This is a genomic window from Streptomyces sp. NPDC003943, from assembly GCF_053605265.1.
In genome coordinates, this window is record NZ_JBSGIW010000002.1 from 62,729 (window position 1) to 81,810 (window position 19,082).

Annotated in this window: 15 protein-coding genes and 1 pseudogene; 9 read left to right on the forward strand and 7 right to left on the reverse strand. The window is 69.1% G+C overall.

What is annotated here, in order from left to right:
* Positions 1-165: 165 nt before the first annotated feature.
* From ACWEV0_RS01385 to ACWEV0_RS01395, 3 genes are all read right to left on the reverse strand, one after another.
* On the reverse strand, positions 166-1,128 hold the full coding sequence (locus tag ACWEV0_RS01385; RefSeq protein ID WP_453145379.1) for a 3-oxoacyl-ACP reductase: 963 nt from the start codon (positions 1,126-1,128) through the stop codon (positions 166-168).
* 69 nt (positions 1,129-1,197) lie between these two features.
* The gene (locus ACWEV0_RS01390) at positions 1,198-2,274 is read right to left on the reverse strand and encodes a Zn-dependent alcohol dehydrogenase (protein WP_453145381.1); all 1,077 of its coding nucleotides are present in this window, start codon (positions 2,272-2,274) and stop codon (positions 1,198-1,200) included.
* 25 nt (positions 2,275-2,299) lie between these two features.
* On the reverse strand, positions 2,300-3,157 hold the full coding sequence (locus ACWEV0_RS01395) for a MaoC/PaaZ C-terminal domain-containing protein (RefSeq protein WP_453145383.1): 858 nt from the start codon (positions 3,155-3,157) through the stop codon (positions 2,300-2,302).
* Positions 3,158-3,491: 334 nt separating this feature from the next.
* On the opposite strand from ACWEV0_RS01395, the gene ACWEV0_RS01400 reads away from it, so the two are divergent.
* Genes ACWEV0_RS01400 through ACWEV0_RS01410 form a run of 3 tightly spaced genes read left to right on the forward strand, consistent with a single transcriptional unit; the run spans position 3,492 to position 6,325 of the window.
* A complete protein-coding gene (locus ACWEV0_RS01400; protein WP_453145546.1) occupies positions 3,492-4,421 on the forward strand; it encodes an ABC transporter ATP-binding protein in 930 nt (309 codons plus the stop codon).
* Entirely contained in the window at positions 4,418-5,140 is a 723-nt protein-coding gene (locus tag ACWEV0_RS01405) for an ABC transporter permease (RefSeq protein WP_453145384.1), read from the forward strand. Before ACWEV0_RS01400 ends, ACWEV0_RS01405 begins: the two co-directional genes overlap by 4 nt.
* Before the next feature lie 39 nt (positions 5,141-5,179).
* On the forward strand, positions 5,180-6,325 hold the full coding sequence (locus ACWEV0_RS01410; RefSeq protein ID WP_453145386.1) for a sensor histidine kinase: 1,146 nt from the start codon (positions 5,180-5,182) through the stop codon (positions 6,323-6,325).
* Here the strand turns inward: ACWEV0_RS01410 and ACWEV0_RS01415 are convergent.
* Positions 6,322-6,582 carry a hypothetical protein gene (locus ACWEV0_RS01415; RefSeq protein WP_453145387.1) on the reverse strand — a complete coding sequence of 87 codons (261 nt, stop codon included), beginning with the start codon at positions 6,580-6,582 and terminating at the stop codon, positions 6,322-6,324. The genes ACWEV0_RS01410 and ACWEV0_RS01415 overlap by 4 nt on opposite strands.
* 321 nt (positions 6,583-6,903) lie before the next feature.
* On the opposite strand from ACWEV0_RS01415, the gene melC1 reads away from it, so the two are divergent.
* Positions 6,904-7,293, forward strand: a complete 390-nt coding sequence (gene melC1, locus ACWEV0_RS01420) for an apotyrosinase chaperone MelC1 (RefSeq protein WP_453145389.1) — start codon at positions 6,904-6,906, stop codon at positions 7,291-7,293.
* 39 nt (positions 7,294-7,332) lie between these two features.
* Positions 7,333-8,160: a tyrosinase MelC2 gene (gene melC2 / locus ACWEV0_RS01425; protein ID WP_453145391.1), complete on the forward strand. Its 828-nt coding sequence runs from the start codon at positions 7,333-7,335 to the stop codon at positions 8,158-8,160.
* 13 nt (positions 8,161-8,173) lie between these two features.
* Here the strand turns inward: melC2 and ACWEV0_RS01430 are convergent, their stop codons facing one another.
* Positions 8,174-8,728 carry a GNAT family N-acetyltransferase gene (locus ACWEV0_RS01430; RefSeq protein WP_453145393.1) on the reverse strand — a complete coding sequence of 185 codons (555 nt, stop codon included), beginning with the start codon at positions 8,726-8,728 and terminating at the stop codon, positions 8,174-8,176.
* 64 nt (positions 8,729-8,792) lie between these two features.
* Between ACWEV0_RS01430 and ACWEV0_RS01435 the strand changes: the two genes are divergently transcribed.
* The 4 genes and pseudogenes from ACWEV0_RS01435 (at position 8,793) to ACWEV0_RS01450 (ending at position 11,628) form a co-directional block, all read left to right on the forward strand.
* Entirely contained in the window at positions 8,793-9,425 is a 633-nt protein-coding gene (locus ACWEV0_RS01435) for a response regulator (RefSeq protein WP_403793641.1), read from the forward strand.
* A 228-nt stretch (positions 9,426-9,653) separates the two neighbouring features.
* On the forward strand, positions 9,654-9,815 hold the full coding sequence (locus ACWEV0_RS01440) for an integrase (RefSeq protein WP_453145395.1): 162 nt from the start codon (positions 9,654-9,656) through the stop codon (positions 9,813-9,815).
* A 443-nt stretch (positions 9,816-10,258) separates the two neighbouring features.
* A pseudogene (locus ACWEV0_RS01445) lies at positions 10,259-10,506 on the forward strand (tyrosine-type recombinase/integrase); the annotation flags it as partial.
* A 156-nt stretch (positions 10,507-10,662) separates the two neighbouring features.
* Positions 10,663-11,628 (forward strand): IS481 family transposase, encoded by a 966-nt coding sequence (locus tag ACWEV0_RS01450; protein WP_453145548.1) that lies wholly within the window; start codon positions 10,663-10,665, stop codon positions 11,626-11,628.
* A 103-nt stretch (positions 11,629-11,731) separates the two neighbouring features.
* Here the strand turns inward: ACWEV0_RS01450 and ACWEV0_RS01455 are convergent, their stop codons facing one another.
* Entirely contained in the window at positions 11,732-12,112 is a 381-nt protein-coding gene (locus ACWEV0_RS01455; RefSeq protein ID WP_453145397.1) for a DUF5958 family protein, read from the reverse strand.
* A gap of 10 nt (positions 12,113-12,122) precedes the next feature.
* Complete coding sequence (locus tag ACWEV0_RS01460) at positions 12,123-19,055, reverse strand: polymorphic toxin-type HINT domain-containing protein (RefSeq protein WP_453145399.1); 6,933 nt, start codon at positions 19,053-19,055, stop codon at positions 12,123-12,125.
* Positions 19,056-19,082: the final 27 nt, after the last annotated feature.

The following is a 19,082-nucleotide window of genomic DNA, read 5'->3' on the forward strand; positions in this document are numbered from 1 at the left end:
ACATGAACGCGCAGGAGCCGAACGGCTCGGGCAAGCACCGCGGCCCGGCCGCGCCGACCGAGGACTCCTCGTCCTCCCCGCACGGCCGCCACCGGCGCGAGCCCGAAGCGCAGTGAACGACGAACGGCCCCCGGAGTCTCCGGGGGCCGTTCGCGTCCTCGGCCCTCAGCCCTTCTTCAGCCCCAGCACCTCCGCCGCCGCGAAGGTCTCCCCCGCCGGGCGGTCCGCGTAGTGCGGGGTGAGCAGCGCGTCCAGCTCCTCGTACGAGAAGACGTCCTTGGCCGTGTCGAACTTGGCGGCCACTTTGGGCCGGTCCACGATCGCCACCATCCCGCCGTGGACGACGAGCAGCTGCCCGTTCACGCCCGCCGCCGCCGGGGAGGCGAGATAGCCGACGAGCGGCGCCACGTGCTCGGGCGACAGCGGGTCGAGCTCGTCCTCGGCCGTCGGCTCGGCGAAGCCGGCGAACACGTCCTCGGTCATCCGGGTGCGGGCCCGGGGGCAGATCGCGTTGGCGGTGACCCCGTACTTGGCCAGCGCCAGCGCGGTCGACGTCGTCAGGCCGACGATGCCGCCCTTGGCGGCCGCGTAGTTGGGCTGCCCGGCCGAGCCCGCCAGGAACGCCTCCGAGGAGGTGTTGACGATCCGGCCGTAGACCCCGCTCTCGCCCGCCTTGGCGCGGGCGCGCCAGTGCACGGCGGCGAAGTGGGTGGTGTTGAAGTGGCCCTTGAGGTGGACCCGGATGACCGAGTCCCACTCGTCCTCGCTCATCGAGAAGACCATGCGGTCGCGCAGGATGCCCGCGTTGTTGACCAGGACGTCCAGCTTCCCGAACTCGCTCACGGCCAGGTCGACCAGGCCCCGCGCGGTCTCGAAGTCGGCGACGTCGCCGAGGTGCGCCACGGCCCGGCCGCCCGCCGCCCGGATCTCCTCGGCGACCTCCTCGGCGGGCGCGGCGGAGGCCGCGCCGGAGCCGTCGCGCCCGGGCTGCCCGTAGTCGTTGACGACGACGGCCGCGCCGAGCCGGGCCAGTTCGAGGGCCTCGGCCCGGCCGAGGCCGCGCCCGGCGCCGGTGACGATCGCGCTCAGCCCCTCAAGAGGCAGTGACGGCAGTGACGGCAGTGACATGGATGATCGCGTCCCCTCAACTCGGATGTCGGATCCAACGTCCTGGATCCCGAATAGTGGATCCAGCGGTCAGATCTCGATGCAGGTACGCAGCGCCACACCCGTCCGCATCTGCTCCAGCGCCTCGTTGATCCCCGCCAGCGGCACCCGGTGCGTGATCAGCGACTCCAGGTCGATGCGGCCGGCCCGCCAGAGTGCGATGGCCCGTTCGTACGAGCGGAGCACGTCTCCGCCCCCGTACATCGACGGCAGGATCCGCTTCTCGTCGAAGAACAGCTCGAACATGTTGAGCTGGAGGAAGTCGTCGAGGGCGCCCGCGCCGACGACGCACAGCGTGCCGCCGCGTCGGGTGGTCTCGTAGGCCGTCCGCGCGGTGGCCGACTTGCCGACGACCTCGAAGACGTAGTCGAAGCCCTCGCCCCCGGTGACGCGCTGCTTGGCGTCACCGAGCGCCTCGGGGGCGACGGCCTCGGTCGCGCCGAAGCGGAGGGCGGCCTCCCGCCGCGACTCGACGGGGTCGACGGCGACGATCTGCGCCGCGCCCTGGAGCCTGGCGCCCTGGATGGCGGAGATGCCGACGCCGCCGCAGCCGATGACGGCGACCGACGAACCGGCCTCCACCTTGGCCGTGTTGATGGCCGCGCCGAGCCCGGTCGTCACCCCGCAGCCGATGAGCGCGGCGATGTCGAAGGGCACGTCGTCGGGGATCGGGACGGCGCAACCGGCGTCGACGACGACCTCCTCGGCGAAGGTGCCGGTGCCGGCGAAGCCGAAGACGTCGCCGCCGGGGCGCTTGAAGTTGGGGGTGCCGGCGTTGAGGAAGCCGGCCAGGCAGAGCTGGGTCTGGCCGCGCTTGCAGGCGGGACAGCTGCCGCAGGCGGGCAGCCAGCACAGCAGCACCCGCTGCCCGGCGCTCAGACCCGTGACCCCGTCGCCGACGTCGAGGATCTCGCCGGCGCCCTCGTGCCCGGGGACGAAGGGCGCGGGCTGCGGCAGGACGCCGTTCATGGCGGAGACGTCGGAGTGGCACAGGCCGGTGGCCCGGACCCGGATCCGTACCTTGCCGGGGCCGAAGCCCACGGCCTCGACGTCGTCGAGGACTTCGAGCTTGTCCTGGCCTGTCTCGTGCAGTACGGCTGCGCGCATGGTGCGGCTCCCCTCGGGGCTGGTGTCAGGAGTGGTCCACGACGGTGTCGGCGAGTACGGGGGCGTCGTCCCGCTCCACGGCGGTGACGGCGACCTGGACGGTGTGCTCGTCCTGGCGCCACATCCGGATGCGCAGGGTCTCGCCCGGGAAGACGATCCCGGCGAAGCGGGTGCGGTAGCCGCGGACGCGGGTGACGTCGCCGCCGAGGAGGGTGTCGACGACCGCCTTGAGGGTCATGCCGTACGAGCAGAGGCCGTGCAGGATCGGCCGGTCGAAGCCCGCGAGCTTGGCGAACTCGGGGTCGGCGTGCAGCGGGTTCCAGTCGCCGGAGAGCCGGTAGAGCAGCGCCTGGTCCTCGCGGACGGGCCGTTCGGCGGTGGCGTCGGGCTCGCGGGCGGGGAGTTCGAGGCGCTCGGAGGGCCCGCGGTCGCCGCCCCAGCCGCCTTCTCCCCGTACGAAGATCTGGGCGTCGCTGGTCCACAGCGGCCCGTCCGCGTCGGCGGCCTCGGAGCGGAGCACGAGGACGGCGGCCTTGCCCTTGTCGTACACGGCGGCGACGCGCGAGGTGGAGACGGCCCGGCCGGCGACGGGCAGCGGGCGGTGCAGGGTGATCGACTGGCCGCCGTGCAGGACGGCGGCGAGGTCGATGTCGATGCCGGGGGCGGAGAGCCCGCCGACGACGCCCATGCCGGCGCCCGCGACGGTGGCGAAGCTGGGCAGGACGTGGAGCCGGGATTCGAGGGTGTAGCGCAGCTCGTCCGGGTCGGTCGCGGGGACGCCCGCGCCCAGGCCGAGGTGGTAGAGCTGGACGTCCTTGTGGTCCCAGGCGATCTCCGCGCTGCGGGGCTCGGCGGCGACGGCCTTGGCGGCGTCAATGGGCATCGCGTTGCTGCTCCTTGCTGCTGCTTGTTGCAGGTGGAGACCTCGGCGCGGCCGTCCGCACCGTCGACCGCGCCGAGGCCGTGCGGGGCACGAACCGGAACGCGCACTAGAACGCGTTCTAGAACGGCGATCCCCATGTATAGCGGAGGGGTCCGACGATGGGAACCCTCCTGACACCATGTCAGATACCGTGGGTACGGGCCGCGTCCGGCGCGGGACCCAGGACATTTGTCACGGCCAGGTCCGTACGCCCGAGCCTGCCGGGACCCTGCCCGCGCTCCGTAGTTTCGTGGTCATGACGAACGAGACAGCGGGAAACCGGGCGGGGGATGACATGGCGGTCGCCTTCTCCTCCGTCACCAGGACCTTCGGCGCGGTCCGCGCCGTGGACGGCATGGACCTCACCATCCGGCGCGGCGAGACCGTCGCCCTGCTCGGCCGCAACGGAGCCGGCAAGTCCACCACCATCAACCTCCTCCTCGGCCTCGACGAGCCCGACAGCGGCCGGGTCCGCCTCTTCGGCGACGCGCCCGTCCGGGCGGTCGAGGCCGGCCGGATCGGCGCGATGCTCCAGGACACCCGCCCGGTGCCCCGGGTCACCGTCCGCGAGCTGGTCGAGTTCGTGGCCCGTACGTACCCGAAGCCGCTGCCGGTCGCCGAGGCCCTGGAGCTGGCCGGCCTCACCGACCTGGCCGGCCGCCGGGTCGACCGGCTCTCCGGCGGCCAGGCCCAGCGCGTCCGCTTCGCCGTCGCGCTGGCCGGCAACCCCGAGCTGATCGTCCTGGACGAGCCGACCGCCGCGCTCGACGTCGAGGCCCGCGAGGCCTTCTGGCACTCGATGCGGGCCTACGCCCGGCGCGGCAACACCGTCCTCTTCTCCACCCACTACCTGGAGGAGGCCGACGCCAACGCCGACCGGATCGTGGTCGTCGACTCCGGCCGCGTCCTCGCCGACGGCACCGCCGAGCAGCTGAAGCGGACCGCGGGCGGCACGACCGTCTCGTTCGACCTGGCCGGCCGCCCCACCGAGGGCCTGGCCACGCTCCCCGGCGTCACCTCCGTCGAGATCCGCGGCGACCGCGCCCAGCTGCGCAGCGACGACTCGGACGCGACGGTCCTCGCCCTGGCCGCGATGGACGCGGTACGGGGCCTGGAAGTCACCCGGGTCTCGCTCAACGACGCCTTCCTGGCCCTGACCCGCCCCACCGCCACCGCCGCCGCCGCCACCGCTCACGAGTCCGAGACCCTGGAGATGTCCCGATGATCACCGCGTATGTCCGTCTCGAAGTCCGCCGCACCCTGCGCGACACCGGTTTCGCGATCTCGTCGCTCGGCGTGCCGGTGATGATGTACCTCCTCTTCACCAACCTCGGCGGCCAGGACAGCTCCGGGTACAAGGCGTACGCGATGGTCGGCATGGCGGCGTACGGCGCGCTGGGCGCCGCCCTGTCGCTCGGCAGCGGCGTCGCCGAGGACAAGTCGATCGGCTGGCTGCGGCAGCTGCGGATCACCCCGATGACCCCGCGCCAGGTGGTGACGGGCCGCGCCCTGACCGGCACGGTCGTGGTCCTGCCCGCCATCGTCGCCGTGCTGCTCGCGGGCGGACTCGTGAACGGCGTACGGCTCGACGCCTGGCAGTGGGCGGTGGTCGCCGTCGCGCTCTGGGCCGGCTCGCTGCCCTTCACGCTCCTCGGCCTCGGCAACGGCTACCGCCTCTCCGCGGCTACCACCGGCGTCGTCAACGTGGCCTGCAACCTGGGCCTTTCGGTGGTCGGCGGCCTGTGGTTCCCGGTCGAGCTGTTCCCGCACTGGCTGGCCACGATCTCCTCGTACACCCCGACCAACCGCTTCTCGGAGCTGGGCCGCGCGGTGACGGAGGGCACGATGCCGGGCGCGGCGACGGTGGCGATCCTGGCGGCGTGGGCGGTGCTGTTCGGCGGGTACGCGGCGGTCTCGTACCGTCGTTCCGCGCGGACGGCGTGACGGACGGCGTAACGGACGACGTGAAGGACGGGGACGGCCATGGCAGGGTTGCGGGACATCTGGCGGCGCAGGAGAGAGAGCGCGAAGGATCGCGGGCCGACGGGGCTGAGCCTGATGCCGTGGCTGCTGATGGGCCTGGGCGCGATCTCCAACCTCATCGACCACGAGGTGCCGAACCCGTGGATCGGCGGCCTCGGCCTGCTGGCCTTCAACACCCTCTACATCACGATCGTCCTCCGCGCCTTCCACGAGCGCACCCGCGAGACCCGGGTCACGTGGGGCCTGCTCGTCGTCCTCTGCGCGCTGACCTTCGCGCTCGCCGCCGGCTACGGCGGTGACTGGCTGCTCTTCTTCCCGCTCATGGGCCTCGCGGTGGGCTCGGTCGTCCGGCGCGGCCGACGGCTGGCGCTGATCGCGTTCCCGCTGTGCGTGGGGGTCGGGGCGGTGTCGGTCTGGCGGGAGGGCTGGGACGAGTTCGGGATCGTGTACGGGACGTTCATCTCGATCATGGTCACGGCGGCGATTCTCACCCTCAACGAGACGGTGCAGGAACTGCGGGCGACCCGCGAGGAGTTGGCCCGCACGGCCGTCGAGAAGGAGCGGCTCCGTTTCTCCCGCGACATGCACGACCTGCTCGGCCACACGCTCTCCGTCATCGTCGTGAAGTCGGAGGCCGCCCGCCGGCTCGCCCCGCGCGACCTGGACGCGGCGCTCGCGCAGCTCACGGACATCGAGTCGGTCGGGCGTCAGGCGCTGACCGAGATCCGCGAGGCGGTCACCGGCTACCGCGAGGGCAGCCTGACGACGGAGCTGGACCGCGCCCGCGACGCGCTCTCCTCGGCCGGCATCGAGCCCGTCGTACGCCAGTCGGGCCCGCCCCTGGAGCCGCAGACGGAGGCGCTGCTGAGCTGGGTGGTCCGCGAGTCGGCGACCAACGCCGTGCGCCACAGCGGCGCGTCGCGCTGCGAGATCGAGGTGGGCGGCGGACCGGAGCGGGTCCGCCTGACGGTGACGGACAACGGGCGGGGTACGGGTTCGGGGACGCCGGGCAGCGGCCTGAAGGGCCTGCGGGAGCGGGTGGCGGCGGCGGGCGGCACGCTGGTGTCGGGTCCGGGTCCGCGGGGCGGTTTCCGGGTGACGGCGGAGCTGCCGGTGGAGGTCGCCGAACCCGCCGGTGCGGCCTAGCCGATGCTCTGCACGGAGTCGTTCCCGCTGACGGTGGCCTGCTGATCTCCGGAGTCGGGGCCGTGATCGAGCACCTTGGTGGGGCCCTTGGTGGGGCCCTGGCCGGCGCCTTGATCGAGCCCGAGGAGGCCGACGAGCCCGGCGTCGCGGGTGCCGTCGGACGCGCCGTCGGCGGCAAGGGCGTGCGGTGCGGCGGCGAGGCCGAGGGCGGCAGCGGCGAGGAGTGCGGCGGCGAGGGTGCGCTGGGTGGTGTTCATGCCGTGCCAACGAGCGGGACGGGACGGGGGATGCGATCCGGACAGTCTGCGGGAGTGCGCCCCGCCACACGGGGAGCACGAGACAGCAAGATCATCTCCAGCGGGCCCCCTTCCCGGCGGAGCATTTCGTTCCCCGACCCCCGGAACCCACCCTCACAGCAAGATCAACTTCGTTCAAGTCTGCACTTTTCGCGGGAGGTTGTCCGCATCACGACCAACCGACTCGCGGCGATTTCCGCCGGACCGACACCCCCTAGTACGGATTGAAACAGCCGGGGGCATATGACCAACCCTCGGCCGCACAACCATGAGGGGGTTTCCATGTCTTCGAGCATCACCCGCCGTACGGCACTGGGCGTGGCCGCGGGCGCGGCGGCCGGCGCCGCCGCGGGCCTCGCCCTGGCGGTCCCGGCGCAGGCCACGACCGCCACGGCTTCCGCTCCGGACTCGTTCGACGAGGTCTACCAGGGCCGCCGCATCAGGGGCGGCCCCGCGCAGAGCACCGGCCACCACGGAGGACATCACGGGGGCGGCCACGGCGGCTACAGCGTCACGATCGACGGCGAGGAACTGCACGTCATGCAGAACGCCGACGGCACCTGGATCAGCGTGATCACCCACTACGAGCCGGTCGCCTCGCCCAGGGCCGCCGCCCGCGCGGCGGTACGCGAACTCCAGGGCGCCGCGCTCGTCCCGCTCTCCCAGGCCTGATCCGCTCACACGCTCATCCGCACCAGGAGCCGCACCACCATGACCGTACGCAAGAACCAGGCCACGCTCACCGCAGACGAGAAGCGCCGCTTCGTCAACGCGCTCCACGAACTGAAGCGGAACGGCCGCTACGACACCTTCGTGACGACGCACAACGCCTTCATCATGGGCGACACGGACAACGGCGACCGGGTCGGCCACCGTTCGCCGTCGTTCCTGCCCTGGCACCGGCGCTTCCTCATAGAGTTCGAGCAGGCGCTGCAGTCCGTCGACCCGACCGTCACCCTCCCCTACTGGGACTGGACGGCCGACCGCACCACCGCCGCCTCGCTCTGGGCCCCGGACTTCCTCGGCGGCACCGGCCGCGCCCGCGACGGCCAGGTCACCGACGGCCCGTTCGCCCGCTCGGGCAACCGCTGGACGGTCAACGTCCGCGTCGACGGCCGCGACTACCTCCGCCGCGACCTGGGCGCCGGCGGCCGCCGGCTGCCGACGCGCGCCGAGGTCGACTCGGTCCTCGCGATGGAGACGTACGACTCGGCCCCCTGGAACAGCGCCTCCGACGGCTTCCGCAACCACCTCGAAGGCTGGCGCGGCGTGAACCTCCACAACCGCGTCCACGTCTGGGTCGGCGGCCAGATGGCGACCGGCGTCTCCCCGAACGACCCGGTGTTCTGGCTCCACCACGCCTTCATCGACAAGCTCTGGGCCACCTGGCAGTCCCGCCACCCCGCCTCGCCCTACCTCCCGGCGGCCGGCACCCCGAACGTCGTCGACCTCCACGACACGATGCGCCCCTGGAACAACGTCACCCCGGCGGACATGCTCGACCACACGGCCCACTACACCTTCGACACGGCGGCCTGACGACCGCACCGGCTCAAGAGGACGACGCCGACGTGACCGAGGACCACACCCCGAACCACTGCTCGGCGCCGTACTCCTCGAACCGCTCCACCTCACCGAACCCCAGCTTCGCCGCCAGCCGCATCGCGCGTTCGTTTGCGGTCCGGGTGACGAGCACCACCGGCTCTCCGGGCAGCGCGCCGGCGAACCATTCGAGCGCCGCCGCGCACGCCTCGGCGCCGTACCCGCGCCCCCACGCCTGCGGCAGGAACATGTAGCCGAGCTCGGCCTCTCCGCCCTCCACCCGGACATGTCCCGGCCGCTCCGCGTCGCGCCGGTCGAACGTGACCATGCCGATCATCGCTCCGTCGGCCTCGACCACGAACAGCCCGAACCGCCGCCCGGGCACCTCGGGCATCGCCCGCTCCAGCTCGTGACGCGGCCGAGCGCCACCGACGTACGTCCCCACCTCCGGCGACGCGAACAGCTCGACGAACGCCGCCCGGTCCCGGGCCTCGGCCCCGCGGAGCACGAGCCGCTCGGTCGCTATCGGTGCGGGTGGCCAGAGGACGGATCCACGTTCTGTCATGGCGGGCAACCTACACGGCGCGCCCCAACAGGTCGGCGGAACTACGCTGTTCCTCGTGAACGAGATGCCGCAGGACCACCGCCCCTCGAAGTCCGTCCGGGTCCTCCTCGCCGAGGACCAGGGCATGATGCGGGGCGCGCTCGCCCTCCTCCTCGGCATGGAGCCGGACATCGAGGTCGTGGCCCAGGTCGGCCGCGGCGACGAGATCGTCCCCACGGCGCTCACCGCCCGGCCGGACGTCGCCCTCCTCGACATCGAGCTGCCGGGCCGCTCCGGCCTCGACGCCGCCGCCGACCTCCGCGACGAGGTCCCCGACTGCCGCGTCCTGATCCTCACCACCTTCGGCCGCCCCGGCTATCTCCGCCGCGCGATGGAGGCCGGCGCGGCCGGCTTCCTCGTGAAGGACGGCCCGGTCGAGGACCTCGCCGAGGCCATCCGCAAGGCCCTCCGAGGCGAGACGGTCATCGACCCGGCCCTCGCGGCCGCCGCCCTCAGCGCCGGCCCGAACCCGCTGACGGCCCGCGAGCGCGACGCCCTCGGCGCCTCCGTCGACGGCGCGACGATCGCCGACATCGCGGCCACCCTCCACCTCTCGGAGTCGACGGTCCGCAACTACCTCTCCTCCGCCATCGGCAAGACGGGCACCCGCAACCGCATGGAAGCGGTGCGGGCGGCCCGCCAACAGGGCTGGCTGTAACAGGATCGATACCGATCAGGCTCCTGATGATCTCTTCTTTCTCTGCATGGCGCGAGCCGAGCAAGCCAAACCGAGCGCGGGGCTGGGGACCCCACGTGGCCCAATGCGGGCAAGTGTTCACCGCTTCGGAAAGCAGACCCCCCGACCAACCTCACCCACACCTGCAACGCGCTGCTCCGCAATGCCCGCCTTCGCACCCTGCTCCTGGAACAGGGCGTCGAACTTGTCGTGATCAAGGAACTCCTCGACCACGCCAACATCGGCGTCACCGCCACCGTCTACGCCCACGTGCGAGTCCGACTCCAGTGCGACGCCATCGACACTCTGGGCCATGCTCTCGGCCGCCAGGAAGACGACCCCGCCCCACCAGCCGCGGCCGTCGTCCGCTGACGTTGCCGTCAAACGACTCAGAAGCCCACCAGAAACAAACTCTGGTGGGGCTTCCGGCGATATGACTACCTTGCGGATTGGTGCAACGCGGCACAATGCCAGGCTTACACTGCGACATTATGCGCTTCCACCACTCCGGGACCTGCGCGCTGTCCGCTCGCTCCGCACCCTGGCGCCTGGTTCTCCATTCCACCGGATTCGGCACCAACTCCTGAAAATTTCCTTTCACCAGGGCTTCGATGGTCCTGAGGATCTCGGCCCTTGTTACCGAGCGGACGACCAGCAAGTTAGGATCGGTAAAATACGCACGATCCGAATCCAGATCACCATCGAGTTCTTGAACCAGGCGAGCCCGGTCGTAGACCGTAAGTTCGAACGATCGATTCCCTGCACTCACGACCACTCCCACCAGATAGCCTATGGCCTCGGTCTCATGGTCCTGCAACCTCACCCGCCGCTTGCGTAGCTTCCTCGACTGGGCCAGACTTCGCCGCATCCGCTTCCACGACCTCCGGCACTCAACCGCGACCCCTCTCCTGGAGCAGGGCGTGAACCTCGTCATCATCAAGGAACTCCTTGGCCACGCCCACATCGGGCGTCACCGCCGGCATCTACGCCCACGTCGGCTCCGCCTCTACGCCAAGCCATCGACTCCCTGAGCACGTCCTCGGCCACGCAGAGGACCCCCTGACAAGCTGCCTGCCGCAACGCTCGTCCGCTGACGTTGCCGTCAGCGTGGCCGTCAAACGCCCTAGATGTGTTGTCCGGGGACGTTGGTGACACGCGTGCTGGGTTCTTGAACGGGTGAGGGCCTCCGGGTTCGGTGTGGATTGCGACATCTGCACCGATCCGAGGAGGCCCTCGTGCCCCGCTGACCGAGACCGGGCGTCTTCGCCTGGCCCGCTGTGTCGTCGAGGACGGCTGGCCGCTGCGCCGGGCAGCGGAGCGTTTCCAGGTCAGCCACACCACCGCCGCCCGCTGGGCCGGCCGCTACCGGCAGCTCGGCGTCGCCGGAATGAGTGACCGCTCCAGCCAGCCCCATCACCAGCCCCGACGGACGCTGGCCGAGCTCGAGGCGGAGGTAGTCCGGCTCCGGCGCGAACACCGCATCGGCCCGCTGCGGCTGGCCATCCGGTGCCGCATCGCGGCCTCGACCGCCCACCGCATCCTCGTCCGCAACGGGCAGCCGCCCCTGACGGCCCTGGACCAGGCAACCGGCGAACCGATCCGCCGCTACGAACGCGCCCGACCCGGCGAACTGGTCCACATCGACGTCAAGAGGCTGGGCCGGATCCCCGACGGCGGCGGCCACAAAGTCCTCGGCCGGGCGGCCGGCAGCCCCAACAAGGACCGCGGAGGCGGCGCCGGATACGCCTACCTCCACACCGCCCTCGACGACCACAGCCGCATCGCCTATACCGAGGACCTGCCCGACGAGACCGCACCGACCTGCGCAGCCTTCCTGACCCGGGCCACCGCCTACTTCGCGCCCCTGGGCATCTGCATCGAGCGGGTCCTGACCGACAACGCCTGGGCCTACAGCAAGAACACCTGGCGCGACACCTGCCGCGACCTGGGCATCAGCCCCCGCTGGACCAGGCCATGGCGCCCCCAGACCAACGGCAAAGTCGAACGCTTCCACCGCACCCTGCTCGAGGAATGGGCCTATCAGCGGCCCTACACCTCAGACCACGAGCGCATGGAAGCGTTCACCGACTGGCTGCACTGGTACAACTACCACCGACCCCACACCGGCATCGGCGGCCAAACACCCGCCAGCCGCGGCACCAACCTCTCCAGACAGCACACCTAGAGCCCCCGCCAATTACCGACTCGGCGGGGGCTCCCAATATGCGCCCAAGGGAACTCTGAAACCCTCGGCAATCTACCCATCGGTGCGCCGGTGGCGTCGGCGCTTACGACAGGTTATGCCAGGCGTGGCTACAAGTTCCTCGGCACTCCGTTTCTCTTCGTCGCGTGTCAGCTACTGCAAACGCAGACAAGAGGACACGAAATGATTTCACGTACTCACCGGGGGGCAGATTTATGATCTTCCCCATCTGCTCGAGAATCGGTTCCCGGACAATCAGCACTGCCGGGGTCATGGTCGGCTTGACGCCTGATCGCGGTAGCCCCTCACGCGCGTCGTTCACCGTTGCATGGGCCTGCATGGCGTAACGAACAACCTCGTGCAGTACCGCCTTCTGCTGCGCCTGTTCCAATGAGGAGAACCAGGTCACAGCATCGTCCAGGGCGCGGAGCCCTTGAGCGACCTCGTTGATGACGCGCTCTGACACTCTCAAGTCCTCACCTGCTCCGGGGCTCGAATACCACGTACGGCCTATTCCGATCCAGCTCTGCATAGTCGGGACGGTTCGGATTATAGCTTTGCCAGAAGTCTCGACCGCGCCCGCTGCCTTCACCATCACCCATCCCTCTTGGCAGCGAATTCTTGACACTGTGACGAGTTCTGGACGGGCCAGACAGGATATAGTCCCAGTCTGACGTCGGGTTGGGGGTTCCGTTTGCGCGGCTTCCGACCACGATGATTGGCTGCCCCGCCTTGTCGGCGGCGTTCTGAATTCGCTTGGCATCATTCGGGCTGATACCAGCTTCCGATGTCGTTCTCAGGCCAGGTCCACACCACCCGTTAGAGTTGTGAACCAGGACCGGAGTCTGTCCCGCCAGCACATAGTACGTGTGAAGGTCGTCAACCGTGAGGTTGAAGGTGCGGGCCCTCTTGGCGAACCCTCTATTGCCGACCACCGTGACGGTCTTGCCCCGGTCAGTCAGCAGAGTCATGCCCTCGGCCAGCTCACCCGCAGGGACCCAGCGACGCTCGGACGGCGACCAGAACGGGTGCTCGTGGGTCGCGGTCAGCTTCTCTTGACCGCGTGGCGTCGAGATTACGAGCTCGTTGAAGAGTTTATCGTCCTCAGTGACGATGCGACGCGTGACTTTCCTGATCCCAGACTTACCGGTCTCGGGATCGGTAGCACGAACCTCGTCACCGACTTCGATCTTATCGATATCCTTCGTCGTTCCGTCGGCCATGAGCACATCGGTGCCAGCAAGGAAGCACTTACAGCCCCGGATCCCTTCCATAGCCAGTACGACAGGGAGTCCCGAATTACTGCAGACGGGGCACGTGTCTACCGATCCGATGCTGTCGACATGCTTCCATCCGCCATAGAACTTTCGGATGGCACCGCATGGATCATTCATTCCGCCAAAGCTGCACTGCTCGCGGTAATAGAGCTCGAGATTGAGTTCATAGCTCAGGACATCATAGTACCCCTGGTTGGTGCTCCGGAGTTGCCTCTCGCTCGGGTACCCAGTGGTCAGCCATTCCTTGGCCAACGTCTCGGGAAGGAGCGGGGCTTTCCCGTCACCCAGGTCATCGACACTGCTTGTCCCAGGAGAATTGTGCGACCGCTTGCAGTCCGGGTCGTTGTGACATTCGGCCCCGCCGGTGGTCTTACGGTCTCCGTCGTTGTTGTCGCTGCCGTCGTTGTTGTAATCCTGCTCGTAGCAGGAATTACCGTAAGCGCCACACGTCTCTCGCTGCCCAGTCGGGTCCGATGTCGTGGCCGGGTGCTGGTTCGCGTAGCTGTAGCCGTTCAGCGACTGATGCTGGTCCATGGAGAGCAGCGGGTCGACACTGATGAACTGGCCGATTACCGGGTCGTATTCGCGGGCGCCAATGTGGGTGAGGCCCGTGGTCTTGTCGGCTGTCTTGTCCAGGAAGCCCCGGTCCGTCGGCCAGGTGCCGACGGAGCCGCCGCGCTCGGCGCCGAAGGGCGTCATGTAGCGCTTGGTGACCTTCTGGGTGGTGTCCGAGGTGACCGCGAGGCTCTGGGTGCCGTGGTGGTCGCCGGCCAGGTACTGGACCTGGGCCGTGCCGGACTGGTTGGTGCGGATCGCGGTCGCGGCCCCGCCCGCGGTGTACGTGCGCTGAGCCCAGGCCGACTTGCCCACGGGCAGGTGAAGTTCCGTGGCTCCGGCGTACAGGACGCGCTCGCCGTCCTTTGAGCCGCGGAGCAGCAGAGTGCCGTCGGCGTCGTAGACATAGTCCGTGACGTTGGTGCCCTCCGTCAGCGTGGAGAGCTGGCCCTCGTTGGACCATGCCAGGACCTGCTGCCCCGTCGTGCCCGGGCGCTTGATCGTGTTCCCGGACGTGTCGTAGTCGTAGACCTTGTCCTTCGCCAGGTCGGCCGCCGTGCCGCAGTCGGTGCGGGTGGTGGTGTAGCGCAGCGCGTGCGGCTGCTTGGCCGGGTCGTAGCAATACGTCGTCGTGGTGTCGCCACCCGCCCCGTGCTGCGTCTCCTTCAGTCGCTGGCCACCCTGGTTGTAGGTGTACGACGTCCAGTACGGAGCCGGTCCGTCGAGCGTGCTCGCGGAACGGGCGTCCGAGCACTTCAGCGACGTTGGCGTCCACGCCTCTGCCAGACGGCGGTAGCCGTCGTAGGCGAAGCACTGGGTCTCGGCCTTTCCGGTCCCGCCCATCGTGGTCGGGTCGGCGATCGACAGAACGTTGCCCGCCAGATCGTAGGTGTACTTCAGGTCCTGCAGCAGGTACGGGTGCGTCTGGTCGGTCACGCTGCTCTGCGTGAGGCGGCCAGTGCCCGGCTCGTACACATTGGCTATGTAGACGTTCTTCGCGCCCGTACCCCCCGTGCCGAGGGTCACCTTCTCGACCTGGCCGAGAGGGGTGTAGCCGACGTTCTGGAGGTACCCGGCGAGTCCCGACATTCCGGTGATCAGGCCGAGATCGTTGTAGGTGTAGCTGACGATCTCCGAGGGCAGTCCGCCCAGCGCCGGCTCGGTGCTGGTCAGCAGCGTGCCGTCGATGTCGTAGCTGCTCGAGAAGTCAAGCGTCGCCGGGATGGTGCCGGCCTTGACGAGCGGCTCCTCAGCGGGGAGCAGTAGCTGCGTCGTGGTGGGACGCGACATGCTGTCGTACGCGGTGACCTTCTTCGTGTACGGCAGTCGGCTGCTCCCGACCGTCGCGTAGCTCGTGGACGTCGCCGGCAGCCCCCGGAAGGGCGTGTCGTACGTGCGGTTGGTCAGCAGTGTCGCGGGACTCTTGGTTCCGGCCCAGGTGTTCGTCGGGCGGTTGAGCTCGTCGTACTCGGTGAGGACCGTCTTTCCGCCGCCCGTGGTCGTGATGACCCGGTCGAGCGTGTCGTAGTCCGTGGTGGTCGTGCCCTTGTCGGGGTCGGTGGTCGCTACCTGGCGTCCGAACAGGTCGTAGGTGTAGGTCCACTGCGCCTTGTCGGGACCGGTGATCGACTGCTGCTTGTTGTCCAGGGCGTAGGTGAACAAGGAGGACGTGTATGCCGTCCCGAGACCGCCGCCGTACGCGGGGTCGGCCGGGGTCTCGCCGGCGTACTCACGCGTCTCGACGGTCCGGCCGCGCGCATCGCTGATCGTACGGGTCGCGGAACCGCCCGTCAGCGCGCTCGTCGCGACCGAGTCACCGGTGTAGGTGGTGGTGATTGTGCCCTTCGCCACGCCGTACACGCGCAGCGTGCTGGAGATCGCCCGGCCCGCGCCGTCGAATTCGATGTCGGTCTGGGTGGGGGCCTCACCGTATTCGGCACGCGCGTACACGCCGTTGGGTGTGGTCGGCGTATCGAAGATGCCGGAGTGCGTCTGATACACCAGCCCCCGCGTGTCGTACCGCGTGTCGGTCAGCAGCCGTCCGCCCGAGGGGGTCGGTGACTGCGTCTGCAGCGGACGCAGCAGCGAGTCATAGATCGCGTAGCTGGTGTTGTAGGTGGTGCCGTCCTTCCTCAGGGAAGAGGTCGAGACCCAGGACTGCGTGGTGTTGCTCAGGTTGTAGGCGTACTTGGTGTTGGGTGTCTGCCCCAGGCTGTGGGAGCGGTTGGGCAGCCACACGTCGGTGAGCCGGCCGAGCGCGTCGTACGCGAGCTCGGTGTGCTTACCGTTCGCGTCATAGGTGTGCAGTGGCTGACCGCGCTTGGGGTCGAGGAGGGTCAGAACAGGGTGGCTCTTCGCGTTGAGCACTCTGGTCGTGGTCAGCGGGCCCGCGTCGCTGGGCGTGTACGTGGTCTGGCTGGTCACCAGGTCGTTCACGTCGGTCGTCGACGTGGGTCGGCCGAGGGCGTCGTAGCCCGTGCCGACGAGCTTCTGCCAGGTGGGCGTACCACCCGCGGCATAGCCCTTGGCCCGCCCGGTCCAGGTGGGCAGGCCCTTGGTCGGCGTCATGGACTCGGTCCAGTCGGTGGCGCCGTCATAGGCCACTGCCGCGTCGGAGAGGACGTCACCGCGGGTCTTGTCGTCTGTGGGCCATGCCAGGTCCGCATCCGCCACCGAGCACGACTTGCCGACGGTGCGGATCCGGGAGGCCAGCCTGGTGAGGCCGGCGGCATCATTGCGGGCGTACCAGGTTCGCGTGCAGGTCTCGTCGCCGCTCTTGTTGTAGTCGCCCGAGTCGTAGACCGTGCTCGCCATGCCGTAGGAGTCGAACGTCGTCTGGACCGCCCGGCGCCACCACGTGTCGGACGCGGTGAGGTACGTGTAGGTAGTGGTCAGCTTCGTCCGCACGAAGCGGGCCACATGGTCGCCTGCGTCCGGAACGTCACTCTGCCGCGCGGTTTCCTGGGACCACGGCTGGTGCGCGATAGCCGAGATCGGAGTCGTTCCGTTATACGTCACCTGCTCACGCAGCTGCCCGGAGTACTGGTCGCTGTCGGTCAGGGTCGAGGCACCCACCGAAGGCTGTGCCAGCGGTGCAATGCTCACGGCCTTGGCGGTGCCGTCGGCGTTCTTGTCGCCGTTCATGCCTTGCATATAGAGCGAGATGCTCTTGGAGCGCGGCTGGGTGGCGCTGTTGGCTCCCTTGTAGACCGTGACCTGCCGGTAGCCGCGCCAGTCGGACCAGGTCCGTTCGTTCTTCGGCGTGAGCGGGTCGTCGTTGTAGTGCCAGGCGGCGCCGCTGTACTCGTAGGCGTTCTCGACGGCGTCGTTCTGGCCGGCCGGATCGGACTCGGTCACGCCGAGCACACGGTACTTGTGGAACCAGTCCACCGAGGCGTCCGGGGAGCCGTTGATGTTCCAGAACTGCGGGTAGCAGTTGCGGGTGTTGGAGTCCTGCGCTGCCGCGAGTACCTCGCTTCGGACGCACTCCTTGTCCGAAAGGGTCACCGTGGTGATCGCACCGGTCTCCGTCGTGACAGTGGAGATACGCGGGCGCGTCAGAGGCAGGATGTCATCCGTGGCATCTACGCGGTTGTGACGCATCTGGTAGGTGAACGAGACCGGTTTCATCGGGATCTCGGTTGCCCCGGCCTTGGCCGACCGCGTGATCGACATCAGTGCCAGAACCTGGTCCGAGGTATCGCCGATGTCACCGCCGTCCAGGTACTGCTGCGTGAAGTTCCATGAGTCGACAGGGTCGTAGACGGACGTCGTGGCGTTCCACGAGAAGGTGTCGACGCCGGTCAGGCGCTTGCGCGTGAAGAACGAGGGTGACGCCGCCAGGCAGTCCGTGGAGTCCTTGGCACAGATCGAGTCGAACGGGACGTCAGGCCAGTTCTGGGAAGTCGCCTTCGTCAGTGAGCTGCAGTCCGCGGCCGTGCACCGCTCGGCGTAGGTGAAGGTCACCTTCGCGTCGGCGTCGTCCGTGAAGAGGCTCCCGTTCACGTCCTTGCGCAGGCCGTACTTGATCTCCTTCAGGTAGCCGCCACGGGCATATACGGCGTTGGCCGTGGTGGCCTTGTTCTTCTTGTAGTAGTTGGTCTCCTTGGCGTACCAGTACGTGGCCGCGTTGCCGCGAGTGTCCTCGACGTAGTCGAGGTTCCACCGCCACGCCTGGAGCAACGAGCGGTCGGCGAAGGCGCTGCCCTTGTCGTATCCGGGCTCGCCCGAGTCGTCACCGAACACCGGAACGTTCCAGGTGGAGTTCGTGCGCTCCGTGGTGGCGCCGGGGAGCTTGCTCAGGCCGAAGACGTACTTCGTCCCGTCACCGGTGACGACCGTCCAGTACTCACCGTCGTCGTCGTTGTTGTCTGCCCCGGTGGAGCGGGTCACCTTGGAAGCGTCGTCGTTCTCCAGGCGCCATGTGGTGTCGGAGACCTTCACCAGCCGGGAGGACTTGCCGTTCAGGACGATGCGGGCGTTGTCGTACTTCCAGCAGAGGTCGAAGACGTCGGTCTGCCCGTCCTTGTCGCAGCTGCCGTAGGAGCGCTCGATGTAGGACTCGGTCAGGGAAAAGCCCTCACCGACCGAAGTGCTCTGGTTGTTGGTGGCAGCGGTGCGGCCGTCGACGCTTCCGGAGTCGTAGGAGAGCCCGAGCGACGGCGTCGGGCCGGCCGCGGCCGGCGGCAACGTGAAGCCGTAGTTCCAGGTGAAGGAACCGGAATTGCCGCCGGCCGACCAGGACGACGACGCCGAAAGCGGGGTGGCACCGTAGTCGCCCGTGCCCTTGGGCGACTGGCTGCCCGCGGACGAGGCCGTCAGAGCCATCACCGTGGTGCCGGAGACGGACGTGCCGAGTTGCGGCGTCAGACCCCGGTCCGTCGCGCCCAGGCGGACCTTGCCGGTGACCGTGAGGCTCTGGGCGTCGTTGTGGGAGGCGATCGGCGTTTGCGTGCGGCACTCGGCCTTCTGCGGAGTCGTCACCGCACAGGCCGGCAGTTCCACGAGATGCAGCCGGCCCGACCAGCCGCCGCCGACAGCCGAGGCGAAGGCGCGGTAATCAACGCGGACTTCGGCCTGGCCGGGGCTGTCTGCGGTGGCGGTCAGCACAACGCCGGTGATGCCGAGCCTGTCTGCAGCCTTCTGGTCCAGGACCTCAAGATGGGCTGTACCGGTGGCGCTCGGCGCCTTCGCGGTACCTCGCACCGATGTGACGGCGACCGGCAGGCCGCCAGGGACCGACTTCGTCCTGGCCCCCCGAAGCGGAAGCTCCGCGGCGGCAGCACGAGGCCACGTGACATGCTGCTCGGCACGGGCCCGGGCCGCCTCGGCATTGTTCTTCTTCCGGTCGTTCGCGACGTGCTCGTGGGCCTTCTTCGCCCCCAGCCCGGTGACTGCTCGGACCTTGCTGACCCGCTGTGCCGGCAGGTTGATGCTCCCGAGTCCACCGCCATCGGCTGCCTGCGCCACCGGCGTCAGTCCCACTGGTACGGACAGCGCCAGGACGAGCGGCAGCGTCACACGCCGGCGACGTTCCTTCCACCGCGCGCGCTCAGCCGCGGTTCTGGTCCTGCTCATGCCAAATGTCACGGATTCTTCATCCCC

Coding starts and splice junctions, on each gene's coding strand:
- ACWEV0_RS01430 (WP_453145393.1), bottom strand. CDS start 8,728: ATGACAGAACGTGGATCCGTCCTCTGGCCACCCGCACCGATAGCGACC.
- melC2 (WP_453145391.1), top strand. CDS start 7,333: ATGACCGTACGCAAGAACCAGGCCACGCTCACCGCAGACGAGAAGCGC.
- ACWEV0_RS01435 (WP_403793641.1), top strand. CDS start 8,793: ATGCCGCAGGACCACCGCCCCTCGAAGTCCGTCCGGGTCCTCCTCGCC.
- ACWEV0_RS01410 (WP_453145386.1), top strand. CDS start 5,180: ATGGCAGGGTTGCGGGACATCTGGCGGCGCAGGAGAGAGAGCGCGAAG.
- ACWEV0_RS01415 (WP_453145387.1), bottom strand. CDS start 6,582: ATGAACACCACCCAGCGCACCCTCGCCGCCGCACTCCTCGCCGCTGCC.
- ACWEV0_RS01460 (WP_453145399.1), bottom strand. CDS start 19,055: ATGAGCAGGACCAGAACCGCGGCTGAGCGCGCGCGGTGGAAGGAACGT.
- ACWEV0_RS01405 (WP_453145384.1), top strand. CDS start 4,418: ATGATCACCGCGTATGTCCGTCTCGAAGTCCGCCGCACCCTGCGCGAC.
- melC1 (WP_453145389.1), top strand. CDS start 6,904: ATGTCTTCGAGCATCACCCGCCGTACGGCACTGGGCGTGGCCGCGGGC.
- ACWEV0_RS01395 (WP_453145383.1), bottom strand. CDS start 3,157: ATGCCCATTGACGCCGCCAAGGCCGTCGCCGCCGAGCCCCGCAGCGCG.
- ACWEV0_RS01385 (WP_453145379.1), bottom strand. CDS start 1,128: ATGTCACTGCCGTCACTGCCGTCACTGCCTCTTGAGGGGCTGAGCGCG.
- ACWEV0_RS01400 (WP_453145546.1), top strand. CDS start 3,492: ATGGCGGTCGCCTTCTCCTCCGTCACCAGGACCTTCGGCGCGGTCCGC.
- ACWEV0_RS01390 (WP_453145381.1), bottom strand. CDS start 2,274: ATGCGCGCAGCCGTACTGCACGAGACAGGCCAGGACAAGCTCGAAGTC.